The organism is Streptomyces kurssanovii (assembly GCF_040677245.1).
Taxonomy (GTDB): Bacteria; Actinomycetota; Actinomycetes; order Streptomycetales; family Streptomycetaceae; genus Streptomyces; species Streptomyces kurssanovii.
The window spans coordinates 167878-185663 of the sequence record NZ_JBFAQK010000003.1 but is presented as its reverse complement, the minus strand read 5'-3'; the positions used below and the strand labels follow the sequence as shown (position 1 = coordinate 185663).

At 71.7% G+C, this 17786-nt stretch carries 13 protein-coding genes; 5 read left to right on the top strand and 8 right to left on the bottom strand.

The features are described 5' to 3' along the window. Positions 1 to 163: 163 nt before the first annotated feature. Positions 164 to 1888, top strand: a complete 1725-nt coding sequence (locus AB0K36_RS04555) for a SpoIIE family protein phosphatase (RefSeq protein ID WP_364588158.1) — start codon at positions 164 to 166, stop codon at positions 1886 to 1888. Between the two features lie 65 nt (positions 1889 to 1953). On the opposite strand, the gene AB0K36_RS04550 is transcribed toward AB0K36_RS04555, so the two are convergent. Together AB0K36_RS04550 and AB0K36_RS04545 are read right to left on the bottom strand one after the other, a co-directional pair. Beyond that, positions 1954 to 2622, bottom strand: a complete 669-nt coding sequence (locus AB0K36_RS04550; RefSeq protein WP_364588155.1) for a hypothetical protein — start codon at positions 2620 to 2622, stop codon at positions 1954 to 1956. A gap of 240 nt (positions 2623 to 2862) precedes the next feature. Beyond that, positions 2863 to 3270 carry a RidA family protein gene (locus AB0K36_RS04545; protein WP_364588152.1) on the bottom strand — a complete coding sequence of 136 codons (408 nt, stop codon included), beginning with the start codon at positions 3268 to 3270 and terminating at the stop codon, positions 2863 to 2865. Between the two features lie 139 nt (positions 3271 to 3409). Between AB0K36_RS04545 and AB0K36_RS04540 the strand changes: the two genes are divergently transcribed. Together AB0K36_RS04540 and AB0K36_RS04535 are read left to right on the top strand one after the other, a co-directional pair. Continuing rightward, positions 3410 to 3790: a winged helix-turn-helix transcriptional regulator gene (locus AB0K36_RS04540; protein WP_364588150.1), complete on the top strand. Its 381-nt coding sequence runs from the start codon at positions 3410 to 3412 to the stop codon at positions 3788 to 3790. 241 nt (positions 3791 to 4031) lie between these two features. After that, on the top strand, positions 4032 to 6164 hold the full coding sequence (locus tag AB0K36_RS04535) for a SpoIIE family protein phosphatase (protein WP_364588147.1): 2133 nt from the start codon (positions 4032 to 4034) through the stop codon (positions 6162 to 6164). Here AB0K36_RS04535 and AB0K36_RS04530 read toward each other — a convergent pair. After that, on the bottom strand, positions 6161 to 7348 hold the full coding sequence (locus tag AB0K36_RS04530; protein ID WP_364588144.1) for a barstar family protein: 1188 nt from the start codon (positions 7346 to 7348) through the stop codon (positions 6161 to 6163). The two genes, AB0K36_RS04535 and AB0K36_RS04530, sit on opposite strands and share 4 nt — an antisense overlap. A 309-nt stretch (positions 7349 to 7657) precedes the next feature. Between AB0K36_RS04530 and AB0K36_RS04525 the strand changes: the two genes are divergently transcribed. Next, complete coding sequence (locus AB0K36_RS04525; protein ID WP_364588141.1) at positions 7658 to 8911, top strand: cytochrome P450; 1254 nt, start codon at positions 7658 to 7660, stop codon at positions 8909 to 8911. 180 nt (positions 8912 to 9091) lie between these two features. On the opposite strand, the gene AB0K36_RS04520 is transcribed toward AB0K36_RS04525, so the two are convergent. After that, positions 9092 to 9502 carry a Fur family transcriptional regulator gene (locus AB0K36_RS04520; protein WP_364588138.1) on the bottom strand — a complete coding sequence of 137 codons (411 nt, stop codon included), beginning with the start codon at positions 9500 to 9502 and terminating at the stop codon, positions 9092 to 9094. 354 nt (positions 9503 to 9856) lie between these two features. Between AB0K36_RS04520 and katG the strand changes: the two genes are divergently transcribed. Continuing rightward, positions 9857 to 12082, top strand: coding sequence for a catalase/peroxidase HPI (gene katG, locus AB0K36_RS04515; protein WP_364588135.1), 2226 nt, complete (start codon positions 9857 to 9859; stop codon positions 12080 to 12082). Positions 12083 to 12205: 123 nt separating this feature from the next. On the opposite strand, the gene AB0K36_RS04510 is transcribed toward katG, so the two are convergent. The 4 genes from AB0K36_RS04510 to AB0K36_RS04495 form a co-directional block, all read right to left on the bottom strand. After that, complete coding sequence (locus AB0K36_RS04510; protein ID WP_364588132.1) at positions 12206 to 13363, bottom strand: FAD-dependent oxidoreductase; 1158 nt, start codon at positions 13361 to 13363, stop codon at positions 12206 to 12208. A 311-nt stretch (positions 13364 to 13674) separates the two neighbouring features. After that, positions 13675 to 14406 carry a peptidoglycan recognition protein family protein gene (locus AB0K36_RS04505; RefSeq protein ID WP_364588129.1) on the bottom strand — a complete coding sequence of 244 codons (732 nt, stop codon included), beginning with the start codon at positions 14404 to 14406 and terminating at the stop codon, positions 13675 to 13677. Positions 14407 to 14796: 390 nt separating this feature from the next. Further along, a complete protein-coding gene (locus tag AB0K36_RS04500; RefSeq protein ID WP_364588126.1) occupies positions 14797 to 16155 on the bottom strand; it encodes an alkaline phosphatase PhoX in 1359 nt (452 codons plus the stop codon). A 362-nt stretch (positions 16156 to 16517) separates the two neighbouring features. Then, positions 16518 to 17636, bottom strand: a complete 1119-nt coding sequence (locus AB0K36_RS04495) for a PP2C family protein-serine/threonine phosphatase (RefSeq protein ID WP_364588123.1) — start codon at positions 17634 to 17636, stop codon at positions 16518 to 16520. Positions 17637 to 17786 lie beyond the last annotated feature (150 nt).

Here is a 17786-nt window from a genome sequence, read left to right as displayed (position 1 = left end):
AAGACGGGCGTGCACCTTGTCGGGGCGAACCCGCCCAACCCGGCGCAAGGCTCGGCGGCACGGCGGACCAGCGAGCGTCACATCCGTCCGACGGGGCATGTGGAGAACGGCAAGGACGGACGCGGACGGCAGGATGGGCCCTTCGGGCAGGGGAGGCAACCACATGACGGAACCCAAGACGGTGGATCCGGTCGGCGACCGGTCTCCGGACAAGGCTCTGGAGACACTGACCGGGGCGTTGGACGCCCTGCGGTCCGGTGCCTATCTGACGGACGAAGAGGGTTGCATCATCGGCGTCAACGTACGGGCCGAACAGCTCCTGGCCCGGACCGGGGCGGAACTCCTCGGTCGGGACGCGCACGACATGCTGCACCGCAACCGCCACGGGGAGCCCATCGCGCGGGCACAGTGCCCGGTACGGCAGGCCATCTTCGCCGGAAGGGCGGCACAAGGGGCGAACGAGTGGATCGAACGTGGAGACGGGTCGATGCTGCCGGTGTCCTGGCTGGCCACGCCCTGCGACCTCGATGAGCGGACCACGGCCACCCTTGTGATCTTCCATCCCCGCGATGCCGCGGGCCCTCCCACCGCACTCGCCGACCGGCCCGCCGCATCCCTCTCGGAGCTCGAGCGGCTGGCGCTGCTGGCGGAGACGACCACGAGTCTCACCTCCACGCTGGACGTCGACGAGGCGCTGCGAAGACTCGTGAACCTGGTGCTGCCCCGCCTCGCGGACTGGGCCGTCATCGACCTGATCACCGAGCGCGACGAGGTGTGGCGCCGTGCCGTCGTGCACGTGGAGGACGAGGCGCTGGTGCACAAGGAGGAACTCCAGGGGCCGATGCCGCCGGTACCGGAGGGATCCCCCATGCCCCTGTCCCGGGCCCTGCGCGGCGTGTCGTCCGCGCTGACCGGGCCGGAGACCTACCAGGGCCCGCCGGACTCGGGCATCGCGGTGGAGCAGCGCCGCCTCTTCGACGTGACCGGCATGCACTCGGCGGCCATCGCCCCCATCCGCGGCGTACGGGAGATCCTCGGGGCCGTCACCCTGGGCCGCTCCGAGCAGCCGGAGCCGTTCACCGCGGCGGACATCGCGCTGCTCGAGGACATCGCGCGCCGGGCGGGCCTGGCCCTGGCCAACGCCGGCCTCTACCAGCGGCAGCGCAAGGTCGCCGAGACCATGCAGCGCCATCTGCTGCCCCAGCTGCCGAGCGTGCCGGGGCTGGAGATGACCGCCCGCTACCAGCCCGCACCGAACGCCTCCCAGGTCGGCGGCGACTGGTACGACGCCTTCACCCTGAGCGACGGCACCACAGCCCTGGCCATCGGTGACGTCGTCGGTCACGACCTGGACGCCGCTGCCGGCATGGCGCAGCTGCGCAACATGCTCCGCGCCTACGCCTGGGCGCAGCAGGAACCGCCGAGCAAGATCGTCGAGTGGCTCGACGACGCCTCCCTGCACATCGCCGAAGCCTCCATGGCCACCCTGGTGTACGCCCGGATGACGGTCTCCGACGACGGCCGGTGCGAGATGACCTGGACCAACGCCGGCCACCCGCCGCCCCTGCTGGTCACGCACGACGGCGTGGCCGAATTCCTCACCGACGGCCACGGCGTCCTCCTGGGCATCGCGGCCCACGAGGCCCCGAAGGGCCGCGTCGACGCGACCGTGACACTGCCGCCGGGGTCGACCGTGGTGCTCTACACCGACGGCCTGATCGAGGCCTCCGGCCATTCCCTGGACGAGGGCCTGGAGCGGCTGCGCCGGAACGCCGCCTCCCTGGCCCACCGGCCTCTGGAGCCCTTCACCGACCATCTGCTCGAGCGGTCCCGCCCGCCTCAGAACGAGGACGACGTCGCGCTGCTGGCCATACGGATCCCGCGCTGACCCCGTCCGTGATGGCCGAACCCGGTCCCGTACAGGGGCAGTCGGCGTCGGTCCTCACGGAGGGCTCACGGGGTGTACGGGGCATCGCTGTGGTGGAGCTCCGCCATGACGGGACCCGCCACCCGGTAGACGGCGGTCCGCCGGATCGTCACCACGGCGGCCGGGTCGGCGTCACCGCGGGTGAGGTAGACGACGGTGGCCTGCTTCGGAGGCGCTGTGGAGATCTCGACGGACTCCACGGGGGTCCTGTCCCCGAGCGAGGCCGCTGCGGCGGGGACCGGCGTGCCCGCGTCGTTGCGCCAGGTGACCAGCGCGTAGAACCGGCCCGTACCCTCCGTCGTCACCTTGATGGGCGCCACGGCGTCCGGCGCCGCGTCGCCGGTCATGTCGCCGATGTCGCACTGCGGCTGGAGCTCGATGACGATGCCGTCGCCCTCCCACCGCCCGTCGGTGAACGAGATGGATCCCGCCGGGGCGTCGGGGAGCCGCAGCTCGGAGTTCTGCAGTTCCGCGTTGCGGAGCTGGTCGCACGTCAGCCCACCGGCCGGCCTGTCCGAGGAGCGGGGCGAGGGCCTGGCGGATTCCTTCCCGTCATCGTGACCGGCACCGCCGCCGGGCGACTGCGAAGTCCGGCTCCGGTCGGGCGACTTGGCACCGGGGCCCTTGCCGTTGTCGTTGCCGTCCGTGTCCTGGCACCCCACTGCCACTGACGCCAGGATCAGCGGGGCGATCATCCACGATCCCCGTCTTGTCCAGCCGCTGTTTCCGTTCACCGCAGGTCCCCCCGTACGTTCCGCACACCGGGCCGCGGGCGCGGCCGGCACGGTCGGAGACGCGCCTGTTTTCCTCCCGGTTGCGGATGTCACGCACCAGGTACGTACGCGGACCCGTGGCGGCGACCCCCTCGGCCCCGCGGTGGACGGGCGTCCCGGCCGGGGCCGTGCGTCGGTGCACGGCCCCGGGACGGGGAACGCTCAGTCGAGGACCGCGGTGGCTTCGACCTCGACCAGATGGTCGGGTACGTCCAGTGCCGCGACGCCCAGCAATGTCCCCGGAGCCACCGGCGTGACGCCCAGCTTCGCCGCTGCCCGGGCGACCCCCTCCAGGAACAGGGGCATCTTGTCGGGGGTCCAGTCGACGACGTGGACGGTCAGTTTCGCCACGTCGTCGAAGGAGCCACCGACCTCGGCCAGGGCGGTGGCGATGTTGAGGTAGCACTGCTCGACCTGAGCGGCGAGGTCGCCTTCGCCGACCGTCGCACCGTCGGCGTCCCAGGCGACCTGCCCCGCGATGAAGACCAGCCTCGAGCCGGTCGCGATCGACACCTGCCGATAGGCGTCGATCTCCGGCAGTCCGCCGGGGTTCACCAGTGTGATGGCCATGCTGTACGCCTCCATGTCATGAGAGCCCGTGGGCCCTGTTCCACCGGACCGAGCTCCCGGTCTCTTGTGGTTACTCAGGAACTGTAGGAGAGTGAGCGCTGACCTGGAAGAACGCACTTTTCAGTGACTGGGGAACCTTATGGTGACCAAGCAGTTCAAGGGCTCCTCCGAGGACGCGGACCTGACGCGCGCGGACTCGTTGGCCCGGGAGATCTTCTCGGACGTCGCCAACAAGTGGGCGTTCCTGATCATCGAGTCTCTCGGTGAACGCACGCTGCGCTTCAGCGAGTTGCGGAACGAGGTCGAGGGCATCAGCCACAAGATGCTCACCCAGAACCTGCGCATGCTGGAGCGCAACGGCCTGGTCGAGCGCGACGTGCACCCCACGGTGCCGCCACGTGTCGAGTACACGCTCACCGAGCCTGGCCGGGCGCTGCGGGCGACGGTCGACGGCATGTGCGGCTGGACCAAGCAGTACCTCGGTGACATCGAGGCCTCCCGCCGCCGTTTCGACGCCTGACGGACCCGCGGGCCGACCCGACCCCGGCCCGAGCCGGTCCGGGGTCGGCCCCCGGTCGACCGCCGTCGGCGCCCACCGGCGCGGACAGGGCCGTGCGGCATGGCGCCACCCGTCGGCGGCGCCCGGCCATGGCCCCCGATCGGCCCTGGCGCACGTGACCCGCGGCCCCGTGCGCAGGCGAATGTGCCACCCCCTCCGGGTCGGCGTAACGTCCCGTAGTAGACGACGCTGGAGGTGCCTCGTGACCAGCACGGGTGACCCGGCCGTCGACGTCGGCGCCGTGGATGCCGCGCTCGCGGAGACGGTGCGGCGCACTGGTGCCGCGATCGGTGCTCTCTATCTGCTCCCACCGGACCGGCAGGTGCTGCATCTCGAGGTGCTGTGCGGTGCGCCGGCCGAGTTCGCCGCTCCGTGGATGAGAGTGCCGGTGGCCGCGCCGGCCCCGGTGGCGGACGCGGTCCGCGAGGACCGCTTGATCTGGGTGGGCAGCCAGGAGGAGATGGCCCGCTCCTATCCCCGCACGGCCGTCGCACTCCCCTACCCGCTCGCGCTGGCCGCCGCACCCGTCAACGGCGTCCGGCGATGGGGCTCGCTCCTGCTGACGTGGCCCGCCACCCGGCCCCCGCGGATGACCCGGCGGGAACGGGGCCACATCACTTCGGCGTGCCGGAATCTGGCCAGGCTGCTCGAGGAGGCCGCCGAATCCGGGATCCCGGTCCACGGCAGCGGGCCCCGCATCCTGCCCGTCGCGGCCGGCCGGCCGGTCGCGACACCGGCGCTGGCCGCCGCCGACTTCGCGGAGCGTCTGCCCGGCGGTTCCTGCTCGCTGGACCTGGAAGGGCGCATCACCTACCTGAGCTCCGGGGCCGCCGAGTTGCTGGGCCGCGACGCCGGTCAGCTGCTGGGCACGCTGCCGTGGCAGTCGCTGCCCTGGCTCGACGATCCCACGTACGAGGACCGCTACCGTGCCGCGGTGATCAGCCGCGAACCCGTCGCCTTCACCGCGTGCCGCCCACCGGACCGGTGGCTGGACTTCCAGCTCTACCCGGACGCGAGCGGCATCAGCGTGCGCGTCTTCCCCGCCGACGCGCGCTCACCGTCCTCCGCGTCGCCCCCGCGGTCCCCGCACACCGAATCACGGGCCCGTGCCGGCCGGCTGTACCAGCTCGTGCATCTGGCCGCGGCCCTGACGGAGGTCGTGGGCGTCCAGGACGTCGTGGACCTCATCGCCGACCAGATCATGCCTGCCTTCGGCGCCCAGGGCCTGGTGCTGTCCGCGGCCGAAGCCGGGCGGCTGCGGATCACCGGCCATCGCGGCTATCCGCCCCACGTCGTCGAACGCCTCGACGGCCTGCCGCTGGACACCTCCTTCACCCCGGCCGGCCAGACACTCACCACCGGCATCCCCTCGTTCTTCACCGACCCGGAGGAGATGCGGCGGATCTACCCCGAGGCCCCGATGGTCAGTGGCAAACAGGCCTGGGCCTTCCTGCCGCTGATCATCTCCGGCCGGCCCGTCGGCTGCTGCGTCCTGTCCTACGACCACCCTCACGCGTTCACGGCCGAGGAACGCGCCGTCCTGACCTCGCTCGCCGGGCTCGTCGCGCAGGCCCTCGACCGCGCTCGCCTGTACGACACCAAGCAGCAGCTCGCCCACGGTCTCCAGCAGTCCCTGCTGCCGCACACCCTTCCCGCGGTCGACGGCCTGCGGGTCGCGGCCCGCTATCGGCCCGCGACCCGCGGCATGGACATCGGCGGCGACTTCTACGACCTGCTGCGCCTCGGCGACACCGCCGCGGCGGCCGTGATCGGTGACGTTCAGGGGCACAACGTCGCCGCCGCCGCGCTGATGGGGCAGGTCCGCACCGGTGTCCACGCCCACGCCACCCTCGGCACCTCGCCCGACCAGGTCCTCTCGCGGACCAACCGGCTCCTCACCGACCTCGACCCCGGCCTGTTCACCAGCTGCCTCTACGCCCACCTCGACTTCGCCCGCGGACGCCTGTGCGTCGCCACCGCCGGCCATCCCCCGCCGCTCCTGCGCCTGCCGGGCCGGCACACCGTCCCCCTCGACGTCTCCCCCGGCCCGCTCCTGGGCGTCGACCCCGACGCCACCTATCCCGTCACCGAGATCCCTCTCACCGCGGGTCTGATGCTGACCCTCTACACCGACGGCCTCGTGGAGTCGCCGGGCGTCGACCTGGACGACTCCGTCGCACGACTCGCGCACTGGCTCGACCGTGCCGACGACCGGGACCTGGACCAGGCCATCGACACCCTGCTGGAAGAGGTCCGCCCCACCCGGCAGAACACGGACGACATCGCGCTCCTCCTGCTGCAGACGGGCAACGGCCACGGACCGTCCACGGCCTAGCGCAGCACCACGGTGACGCCCATCCGCTCCAGGAACGGCACCACCGCGTCGAAGTAGCCCACCTCACCGTCCATGTCCACGCTGACGCCCGCGAGGGCCTGCCGGGCCACGTCCGCGGTGTGCCAGACGAGCGTGAAGGGCGCGGGAGGCGCCTCGCCGCCGCACTGGCAGCCGCGCAGCGCGTTCCAGCACTGGTGCCACCGGTGTCCCGGGCCGCCGACCGCCTCGCCGATCGCGCAGTGCAGGCCCGGGACGTCGGTGGCGTACCGCCCGTCCATCTCGCACACCGTGCCGGGATCCTCTGGGCCCAGGCACACCTTCGTGAACCGCAGCCACTCGCTGCGCCCCTCGGTCGGGAACCGTGCCCAGGCGTTGCGTTCCCGGGGTGGGCCCTCGTGCCAGGCGTCCCACACGGGCCGGGCCGCGGGCGGGAAGGGAATGCGCCGGAGGAGTCCCCTCTTGAGCGTCACGTCGATCAGCGCACCGCCCAGCGCCGAGGGGCGGCACTCGTCGACATCCGCCGTGATGTGCTCCTCGACCGCGGTCGGCCGGCCCGTACGGTCGAGGAGCCAGAGCTTCATGTGGTCGCCCCCGCCGCCGGGGTGGACCAACCGGCGCACCAGGTTCGGCGCGGGCTCGCACCCGATGAGGCGTACGGGGCGACGGGCCGGGTCCGGCCGGGCACCGTACACGCCCTCCACACTGCGGCAGTGCCCGAGCGTGCCGCCGCTGGTGCCGTTCAGGAGGGCGACGTCCGTCCTCGCGGGCTCTTTGCGGTAGCCGGGCGGCCCGTCTGTGACCACGCACTCGACGACCAGGTCGAGCAGCGTCGGGTCCTGAGCGCTCGGCCGGCTGCCGATGACGAGGACGTCGTCGAGCGCGTAGTAGTCGTAGGTGTAAGGATCCTCAGCGTCCACGTCGTGCACCGTGAAGTGCAGCTCGCCGAAGGGAACAGGCGCGTTCCTCGCGCACCGCTCGACGGCCTTGAGGAGCCTGCCTGTGGGGGCGCAGCCGAGGAGGGTCAGCCGCTCGCGGAACGCGGCCCGGTCCATGAACAGCCCCTCGACGTCGACGCATCGCGCCCACACCGTCTGCTCCCCGTCCCACTCCTCGCTGACGAGCGCGAAGCGCAGAGGCAGATCCCGCCCCCAGACGACCTCACGCAACGAACCGTCCTCGTCCACCGTGCCCTCCCCCTCCCGGCCCTCAGGGCCGGGTCGATCTTAGGGTCGGTGCCTCTTTGAGCGACCGGGCCACGTTGACGGCGGGTCCGGGCACGGAGTGGCGGCGGCAGGGGCGGGCGGACCGTATGCCCGGCCGAGTGATCCCGCGCACAGGCCGTCGAGGACGGTCACGGTGCGTGTTAGCGTCCGCGCGTGACTTTTCCGGCCGGTGACGCATCGACCTCGGGAACCGCGACCGCGGACCCCGAGGCGGACGGCGTGCCTGGTCGAAGAGCCGCAGCGCCACCGGCACGGACCCAGGGTGCTCCAGTGCCGGGCGACGGACTCGATCTGTTCGGTGAGGACTTCGTACGCGACCCCTACCCGTGGCTGGACCTCCTGCGCGCCGAGGCGCCCGTGCACCGCGACGAGGCGACGGGACTGTGGCTGGTCAGCCGCCACCAGGACGTGCGGCGCGTGCTGTCCGACGGGTCGGTCTTCCTGCCCGACAACGCCCAGCACGCAGTCGCCCCCCTGCCGGTCGCCGCGCTGCGGACGCTCGCGAAGGCCGGCTTCACCCTGCCTCCCGCGCTGGCCAACAACGGCACCGGCAGCCACGCCGGGCTGCGCCGGCTGGTCAACCGGTTCTTCAACGCCCGGCGGGTCGCGGCCGCCGTCCCCGTGATCGAGCGCTGCGCCGAGGAGTTGCTGGACGCGGCGCGGGCCAGGATCGACGCCGACGGTCATGAGGACCTGTTCGCCTCCTACGCCCAGGTCCTGCCGTGCCGGGTGCTCATGGAACTGCTCGGCGTCCGGGGTGTCACGCCGGACACGCTGATCCGCTGGAGCGACGCGTCGCTGGAGCTGTTCTGGGGCAGGCCCTCGGCGGAGCGGCAGCTGGAACTGGCCGAGCTGGTCGGTGAGTTCCACCGATGGCTGACCGACACCGTACGCAGTGCCACGTCGTCGCCGGACGTCCTGCCGGAGTCCTTCATCGGCGCGCTGTCCCGCCACCTCCTGCCCGAAGGCGAACCGCTGGACACAGCGACCGCGGTCAGCGCCTGCTTCTTCATCTTCATCGCCGGCCAGTCCACCACCGGCCAGCTGATCGCCACCGTACTGCGCCGGGCGCTGGGCGAACCAGGGCTGTGGCCGCGGCTGGTGCCGGTAGCCGGCCTGGCCGAGGCCTGGGTGGAAGAGGTGCTGCGCCGCGAGCCGCCGGTGACCACCTGGCGCCGGGTCACCGCGCGGCCGGTGGAACTGGGGGGCACGCGACTCCCGGCGGGCGCACAGCTGTTGCTCATGCTGATGGGCAGCGGCTCCGACCCGGCCGTGTTCGCGGAGCCGGAGCGGATGTGCCCGCAGCGGGCGAACGTCCGTCACCATCTGGCGTTCGGCGCCGGACGCCACCGCTGTCCCGGCGCGTCCCTCGCCCGCACGGAGGCGGCGATCGCCCTGCGGGCGGTGGCACGCCGTCTGCCGGAGATCCGGCCGGCGCGGGAAGGAGAACGACCGCCCATGCTGGGCCTGTTGTCCTTCCGGGCGCCCCTGGAGGTCATGGTGGAGCGGCAGCCCGGTCGTTGACACCCCGCCCGCGGTCGGCGACCGACCGCGCACCGGCCGTGCGGGCGGAACTCGCGCACCCATGGACGACTTCCCGGCCGGACCGCGTACGGCGCCCGCGCGCGCCACCGCCCCACACGGTGGCGCGCGCAGGCTGTTCATGGGAAGCCGGCCCGGGGTCCGTCTGTCGACGGTCCGACGTCAGGTGCAGGAGGGGCACACGCCCCGGTAGGTGACCTCGACCTCGGACACCGTGAAGCCGAACCGCTCCTCCGCCGGGAGGTCCGCCAGCGGATCACCGGTGGGGTGGACGTCGCGGATGGTGCCGCAACGGGAGCAGACCAGGTGCTGGTGCGGGCGGTGCGCGTTGGGGTCGTAGCGCTTGGCGCGCCCGTCGGTGGAGACCTCCAGGACCTCACCGAGGGAGACCAGTTCGCCCAGCGTGTTGTACACGGTCGCCCGTGAGATCTCGGGCAGTCGCTGTGCCGCGCGGGCGTGGACCTCGTCGGCGGTGAGATGTACGTGGTCGCCGTCGAGGACCTCCGCGACGACACGCCGCTGGGAGGTCACCCGCCAGCCGCGTCCTCGCAGCCGTTCCAGCAGGTCACTCATATCGGTTCACCTATTCAGGCTTGGCGGAATACCCGAAGTTTACCGGCAGGTGTCCGGAACCCGATGGGATATGAAACGCGCGAACTTCTTGACCTGGACAGCGTCCATCGTAGGATCGGTTCCGGCATAGGCCAAGGGAGCCGGCACCTCCGGTTACGGCAGGAGACTGAGACATGACGGGACCACCGCCGAGCAGCCGCACCGCGCTGCCGGGCGGCGGCTGACGGGCCTTTCACGTCGTGCCGCTGCCGTGCCGTCCCGGCAGTCCGGCCCCTTCACAGGGACCCATGTGCCCCGACCTTCCGCCGCAGGCTTCATGAGCACCACGATCCCGCTCCGCCCGAAAGGATTCCCATGTCCGAGAACCCGGATGCAATCGTCACAGACCCCAAGACGGAGGGCCGAGGCGGCGGCTGCCCGGTAGCGCACGGGCGCGCTCCGCACCCGACCCAGGGCGGCGGGAACCGCCAGTGGTGGTCCGAGCGGCTCAACTTGAAGATCCTCGCCAAGAACCCGGCCGTGGCGAACCCGCTCGGTGAGGAGTTCGACTACGCCGAGGCGTTCAAGAACCTCGACCTCGCGGCCGTGAAGCAGGACATCGCCGAGGTGCTGACCACCTCGCAGGACTGGTGGCCCGCCGACTTCGGGAACTACGGCCCGCTGATGATCCGCATGGCCTGGCACAGCGCGGGCACCTACCGGATCAGCGACGGCCGCGGCGGCGCCGGGGCCGGTCAGCAGCGCTTCGCGCCCCTCAACAGCTGGCCGGACAACGCCAACCTCGACAAGGCCCGCCGACTGCTGTGGCCGGTCAAGAAGAAGTACGGCCAGTCCATCTCCTGGGCCGACCTCATGATCCTCACGGGCAACGTCGCACTGGAGCAGATGGGCTTCGAGACCTTCGGCTTCGGCGGCGGCCGTGAGGACGTCTGGGAGCCCGAGGAGGACGTGTACTGGGGCCCCGAGACCACCTGGCTCGACGACCGGCGCTACACCGGCGACCGTGAGCTGGAGAACCCCCTCGGCGCGGTGCAGATGGGCCTCATCTACGTCAACCCGGAGGGCCCCAACGGCAACCCGGACCCGCTCGCCGCTGCCCGCGACATCCGTGAGACGTTCCGCCGGATGGCGATGAACGACGAGGAGACGGTCGCCCTGATCGCGGGCGGCCACACCTTCGGCAAGACCCACGGCGCGGGCCCGGCGGACAACGTCGGCGACGACCCCGAGGCCGCCTCTCTGGAGGAGCAGGGCCTCGGCTGGAAGAACGCCTACGGCACCGGCAAGGGCGGCGACACGATCACCAGCGGTCTCGAGGTGACGTGGACGAACACCCCGACCACCTGGGACAACAGCTTCTTCGAGATCCTCTTCGGCTACGAGTGGGAGCTGACCAAGAGCCCCGCCGGCGCCCACCAGTGGCGGCCGAAGGACGGTGCCGGGGCAGGCACGGTCCCCGACGCGCACGACGCGTCGAAGACCCACGCCCCGCAGATGCTGACGACGGACCTCGCGCTGCGGTTCGACCCGGTCTACGAGCAGATCTCGCGTCGCTTCCTGGAGAATCCCGACCAGTTCGCGGACGCCTTCGCCCGCGCCTGGTACAAGCTGACCCACCGTGACATGGGCCCGAAGTCGCTGTACCTCGGCCCGGAGGTCCCGGAGGAGACCCTGCTGTGGCAGGACCCGCTGCCGGAGGCCGAGGGCGAGGTCGTCGACGCCGAGGACATCGCGGCCCTCAAGGCCAAGCTCCTCGACTCGGGACTGTCCGTCTCCGAGCTGGTGTCCACCGCGTGGGCGTCGGCCTCGACGTTCCGTGCCAGCGACAAGCGCGGCGGCGCCAACGGCGCCCGCATCCGCCTGGAGCCGCAGCGCACGTGGGAGGTCAACGACCCCGACCAGCTCGCCACGGTGCTGCGCACCCTCGAGGGCATCCAGCAGGAGTTCAACTCCGGCGCCAAGAAGGTCTCCCTCGCCGACCTGATCGTGCTCGGTGGCGTCGCGGCCGTCGAACGGGCCGCCAAGGACGCCGGCTTCGACGTCCAGGTGCCCTTCACGCCCGGCCGGGTGGACGCCTCGCAGGACCAGACCGACGCGGAGTCGTTCGCCGCGCTCGAGCCGACCGCCGACGGGTTCCGCAACTACCTCGGCAAGGGCAATCGCCTGCCGGCCGAGTACCTGCTGCTCGACAGGGCGAACCTGCTCAGCCTCAGCGCCCCCGAGATGACCGTCCTCGTCGGTGGCCTGCGCGTGCTGGGCGCGAACCACCAGCAGTCGCAGCTCGGCGTCCTCACCACGACGCCCGGGTCGCTGACGAACGACTTCTTCGTCAACCTGCTCGACCTGGGCACGACGTGGAAGGCGACGTCCGAGGACCAGACGACCTTCGAGGGCCGCGACGCCGCCACGGCCGAGGTGAAGTGGACCGGCAGCCGTGCCGACCTCGTCTTCGGCTCGAACTCCGAGCTGCGCGCGCTCGCCGAGGTGTACGCGAGCGACGACGCGAAGGAGAAGTTCGTGAACGACTTCGTCGCGGCGTGGGACAAGGTCATGAACCTCGACCGGTTCGACATCGCCTGAGGTGATCCCCGGGATCTGACGTCCGACGCGATCCCCATGGCCCGACCGTGATGTCCGGGCCGGCCGAACCGGCCGGCCCGGACATCCGCGTGCCGGGGGCAGAAAGGCGTCAGGGGGACGGACTCACCCGCGTACCGCGTCGGGGAAGGACCTGTCGCCGAACAGGACCCGGCCGGCCGCGGCCCGGCCGAACGGTGTGCGCAGCACGGCGAACGCCGCCGCCGCGGCAGCCGGCGTCCGCACCTGGGCCAGTCCCCTGCGCAGCATGAGCCGTCCCCTGAAGTGCGGGCGCAGAGCGGCCCCGTCGTAGGCGCTCATCGCGTCCGGCTTCCCGGCCCGCAGCGCGTCGTCGAGCACCTCGGCCGCGAGCTCGGACTGCCGAAGGCAGGGATCCAGGCCACCGGCGGTGAGGGGAGAGACCGCACCCGCCGCGTCCCCCACGAGAAGACCGTCGGGGCAGCTGATCCGGCGCAGCAGGCCACCGACCGGAATGAGGCCCCCGCGCCGCTCCACCGCCTCCGGACGGTCGACTCCCGCCAGTCCGGGCGCTGATGCGCTGAACTGCTCCACCGCCCGGCGAAGGCCCTCCGGATAGCGGTCGGCATAGCCGGCGACGCCGACATGGGCGTGCTGCCCGTCGTTGACGACCCAGGCCAGGTAACCGGGGGCGAGCGTGGGGTCGAGAACGCAGTGGAACGTCGGTGGCTCGTCGCTCCCGGGCAGTTCGAAGACCTCCTCCGCGCCGACGAGCAGGTGGTGGTTGCGGTCGAGGCCGAGGTCGCGGGCGACTCTCGAGCGTGCACCGTCGGCGCCGACGACGAACCGTGCCCGGACCGTCGTCGGCCCGTCCCGACCGGCCAGGTGGAAGGTGTCGCCGTGCCGGCCGGCGTAACGGGTGCTCAGCGCTATCCGTACGCCGGCAGCCGCGGCGGAGGCGGCCGACGCTTCATAGAGCGGCGCCATGTCGCCCACCCGGTACTCGTCGCGGGAGCTGACCAGGTCGACGGGGCGGCGGAGGTTCGGCGGGTAGAGCACCACGCGCCGGATCGGCGGCCCGAGGCATTCGGGAGGCAGCGGAAAGTCGTCGAGCGTCTTCCGCACGAAGATTCCCGTGGTGCGGATGGCGCCGGCGAGACCGGCCCGCCGTTCGACCACGAGCACGTCATGGCCCTGACGGGCGAGGAGCGTGGCGGTGTGCAGCCCGGCCAGCCCGGCCCCGACCACCAGTACGTCGGCACTGTCCGTGGCCGGGAGGCGGTAGGGGTAGTCGGCTGTCGTCATGCTCTGCTCCTCATGAGGGTCCGTCATCGGTTCTCACCGGTACGCGGGCGGCCGTCGGCCGTCGGCAATGCGGCGGGGCGCAGGTCGGCTGGGCACCGCCGGACACCGGTCGAATGACGATGGAAATCTATCGATATTCGATAGGAACGGCAAGGCGGGCCCTCCACCGAGCGGCTCGTGGGGAGACGTGCGGGGACATGCGCTCCAGCGCTTCCACCGGTCGGCGCACCGATCGGCACCGGCGGACGCGGCGGGGAAGGACGCAAGGGCGGCACCCGTCGGCGCCCTGGACCGTGGTGCGTACGGAACGTCTACCGAACGGACTCCGCACTCTTCCGGAGCCGGGCCACGGCCTCCCTGATCACCGGCAGCCGCTCGTACAGCACGTCACCGGGGCAGTCGGTGCGGAAGGCGTCGCGATGGCCGGAGATGACGTGGAGTCGGGCCACCTCGCCCTTCTTGTAGGTGCTCTCGTCGTTCGTCGAGACGAGCCGAACCGTGCCGCGGGGGTCGGCCCCCGACCGGAGCTTCCAGGCGGCCACTTTCACGATCCCCGCCTCGATCGCCGGCGGGACCGTCGTGCCGGGACCGAAGGTACCGAGCGCCGCGATGCCGATGCTGTCGGCGTTGAAGCCCTTGGTGTGCGCCCCTTGCACGGGACGTCCGACACCGCCGGCGCGGCCCTCGTAGATGGTTCCGCAGCGGTCCACCACGAAGTTGTAGCCGATGTCGTCCCAGCCGTCGCTCTCGACGTGGTCCCGCTGCATCTCCCGCAGCATGCGCGGGACGTCGGCGCAGTCGTAACCGTTCAGATGACCGGTGTGGTGGAGGAAGACCGCGCTCACCGCACCCGTGTAGGTCGCACGCTCCCTGACCATCCCCTCGTCCGCCCGCCACGCCTTCCGGCTCACGATCGGGGGCCGCGGGACCACGGGACCGACGGCGACGGGCTCGGGCGGGGCGGGCCGGTACGGGGCGTCCCGCAGCACGAGCAGAGCCAGCGCCACGGCCCCGGCACCCAGGACGATCCGACGGGACCACATGGAACCACCCTGCGCCCCGGCCACCCACTCTCACAGGTGAGCACGCCATTCGGGTGAACGCGGCGTAGTGCGTGACCGAAGGAGGTGCACGGCGAAGGACGCGCCAGGCTGCCCGACTCCAGCGGCCTGCTGCAACGGAAGGCCCGCCGGCACCGACCGGGCAGGTCGGTGCCGGCGCGGACGACGGAAGCCGGCCCCGGGCCCCCGCCGACTTCGCGCGGGCGGTTGGCGCCGGCCGCCCCGCCGTCAGGACCGTGCCTGCCGCCGGACCGGTCCCGCGCCCGGATCGCGGCGCGCCGGTTCAGCCGGAGCCGCACCCCTCCGGACGCGTGCGCGCCGCGGCGGGAGCACGGCACGACGACAGCACGGCACCGCGGTCCTGCTGACGGATCAGAGCGCGCCCCGGCGCCAGGGGCCGGTGATCGCGAACGTGATACCCGGGGTCTGGATGTTCACGAACAGCCAGTTCCCGTTCTTCGGTTCGAACACCGAGCCGGCCCACTCCGAACCCCTGTGGTCGGCCGCCGGGACGTTCTTGCCCGCCGTCCCGTCGCGCAGGTCCACGTCGTTGGCGGCGAAGCGGAAGATCTCGCCGTCCGGGGTCAGCCCGTGGACGTACTCGGTGCCGCCACCGTCCTCGCACAGCACCAGACCGCCCCGGGGGCTGACGCACATGTTGTCCGGCGCGTTGAGCACCTCCGAGCCCGGGGAGGCGAAGAGCACCCGGAACTCGTCGGTGGCCGGGTCGAGTTCGAACACCTGGCCCTGGCGGGCGGGTCCACCGTCCGTCGTGATGACGTAGACGCGGTCGTTGCCGTACCAGGCGCCCTCGAGTCGGCTGAACACCGCGGCACCGTTCGCCTGCGCCTGGAGCCGCACCGTGTCCGTCGCCGGGTCGACGTCGTCCACCGGCACCCAGGAGACCGTGCCGTACGCCTTCTCACCGTCGGACCGGGTGTCGTAGGTCGTCGTTCCGATGCGCAGGGCCTCGAGCCGGCCGCCCTTGGACAGGTCGCCCGGCACCGCCGGGACGAAGCGGTACAGGGACGCGTCGCCGCGGTCCTCGGTCTCGTAGACGTAGCCGGTAGCCGGGTCGACGGCGACGGCCTCGTGGTTGAACCGGCCCATGGCCTTGTAGGGCTCCGGGTTGCCCTTGCCTTCCGAGGCCACCTCGAAGATGTACCCGTGGCGCTTGCCGGCCGTCGTGGAGAAGGTCTCCTCGCAGGTGAGCCAGGTGTTCCACGGGGTGGGGCCGCCCGCGCAGTTGCGGATCGTACCGCCGAGGCTGCCGTAGGACTCCAGCCACTGGCCGGCATCCGGGTCGAAGACCATGGTGGTCGTCCCGCCGCCGGCGGCGGGGTTGTAGGCCGGGGCGGTGAAGGCGGGCCCGGCGCCGAGCTCATGGTTGCGGACGATGTGGACCTTGTCGCCGTAGCGGAAGGCCGCCATGCCGTCGTGGGCGCCGGGGGTGCGCACGCCGTCGTCCATGAGGTCGTTGGTCCAGCCGTACGAGATGTACTCGAAGCCCCGGGGCAGCTGGAGCAGTTCCAGGCCCGTCGCCTGGTCCTTGACCGGGCCGAGCGGGCCGTAGCCGCCATCGAGCCCGAGCTTGACCGGCGCGGCTGCCGCCGTCCGCGCGGCCAGTGCCTGGAAGGGAAGGGAAGCCGCCGCGGCAACCGCGGCCCCGCGCAGGAGGGTGCGTCGTTCGAAACCGGGACCGGTCGGTCTTCCTGCGGACGTGCCTGTCATGGGAGTCCTCTCGAATGCAACGGTCTGGGGAGCGGCACCGGTCACCCTAGGAGCGAACACCGCGCCCTTTTCCCAACGGGAAGTGAGCGTTGGGAGAACCGTTCCTTCCGGAAGCGGGGACCACTGCTGCCGCCCCGGCGGCTGCCTGTCCGGCGGCCGGGGCGACGCGGCTTCCGTCGCGGCCCGCGGACGGACCGGAGGATCAGACGGTTGCGCCGGTACGGCTCAGCATTCGCCCCGCCACTTCACCGTCCCGGTCGTGGCGCAGATGATGTCGGCCTTGACTCGCGCCCCACCCGCTGTCCGACTGACGCCGGGCCGCGCGATGCCTGCTCGCGCAGGCCCTGGCCGTCAGTGAGTGGTCAGCGGCGGACGACGAGTACCGCCGCGGTGTCGTCGTCGAAGCCGTGGCCGCTGTAGCGGACGAGGTCCTCGCGCAGAAGCGTGGTCATCCGGTCCGCGGGCTCCTTGGTCCACGCACGCATCCGCTCCTCCAAGGGGTAGAAGGCCCCCGTCTGATCACGGGTCTCGCTCACACCGTCCGTGAACATCAAGAGCCGGTCGCCCTGCTCGAAGGGCAGTTCCTGGACGTCGTAGTCGTCGCTCCCGAGCCCGAGTCCGGAGAGATTGACGGGAAGCGACGGAGAGGGCAGGTCGGCGGTCGCCAGAACACCCCGGTGCTGGAGGAGGGGTGCCGGATGCCCGCAGCTGACGAGCCGGACGACCGGTTCGTCGTCGGGGATCTCGGCGAGCAGCACGGTCGCGAACCGGCCCGCCACGTCCGAGTCCTGGGTCCGTTCCGTGTAGCGGGCCATGCTGAATTCCAGACGCTCGGCCACGGCGGGGAGGTCCGGGGCCGTATAGGCGGCCTCGCGGAACGAGCCGAGGAGGATGGACGCCGTCTCCAGCGCACCAAGGCCCTTTCCCTGGACGTCGCCCAGCATGATCCGTACTGCGCCCCGTACCTGGAGAGCTTTGTAGAAGTCCCCGCCGACATGTGCTCCTGCGGCTGACGCCTCGTAGAGAAGGTGGAGCTCGACGGGTCCCAGATGTGACGGCATCGGTCGCTGAAGGGCCGTCTGCACGGCTTCGGCCACGGAGTGCACCTGACGGAGCTCCGCCTCACGGTTCTGCCGGAGACGGCTCGACCATGCGGCGGCGACCGTCACGGCCAGCAGGACCGTCTCGTTGATCAGCAGGCCGGGAACATCCTCCGACCGCAGTTCGGCCAGGCCGGCGGAGGCCACCATGGACAGCAGTCCGACACCGGCGGTGACACGGCTTCCCCAGGTCACTGCTGCCAGTGCCGGGGCCGCGAAGAGCACACGGTCGAAGGGTTCACGGTCGGAAGTGAGCGCGTCGGCCACGACGGACAGAGCGATCACCAGGAACGGAAGAAGGCGGCCGGCGATGTATCCGGCATCCGCCTTCCACGACAGTTCGTCTCGGACAGTGCTGAGGTCACGCATCTGTTCATGCATGGACCGTTCCGAGCGAAACGCATCGGGGACTACGCCGTTCGGGGGCGGGCGGCGCGGACGAACCACTTCAGGAACCGGATTCCGGGCCTCACCCTCGTGTGTTTCCCGTCGGCCGTGCGGACCATACTGGAACTGCCCGCGACCCCCGAC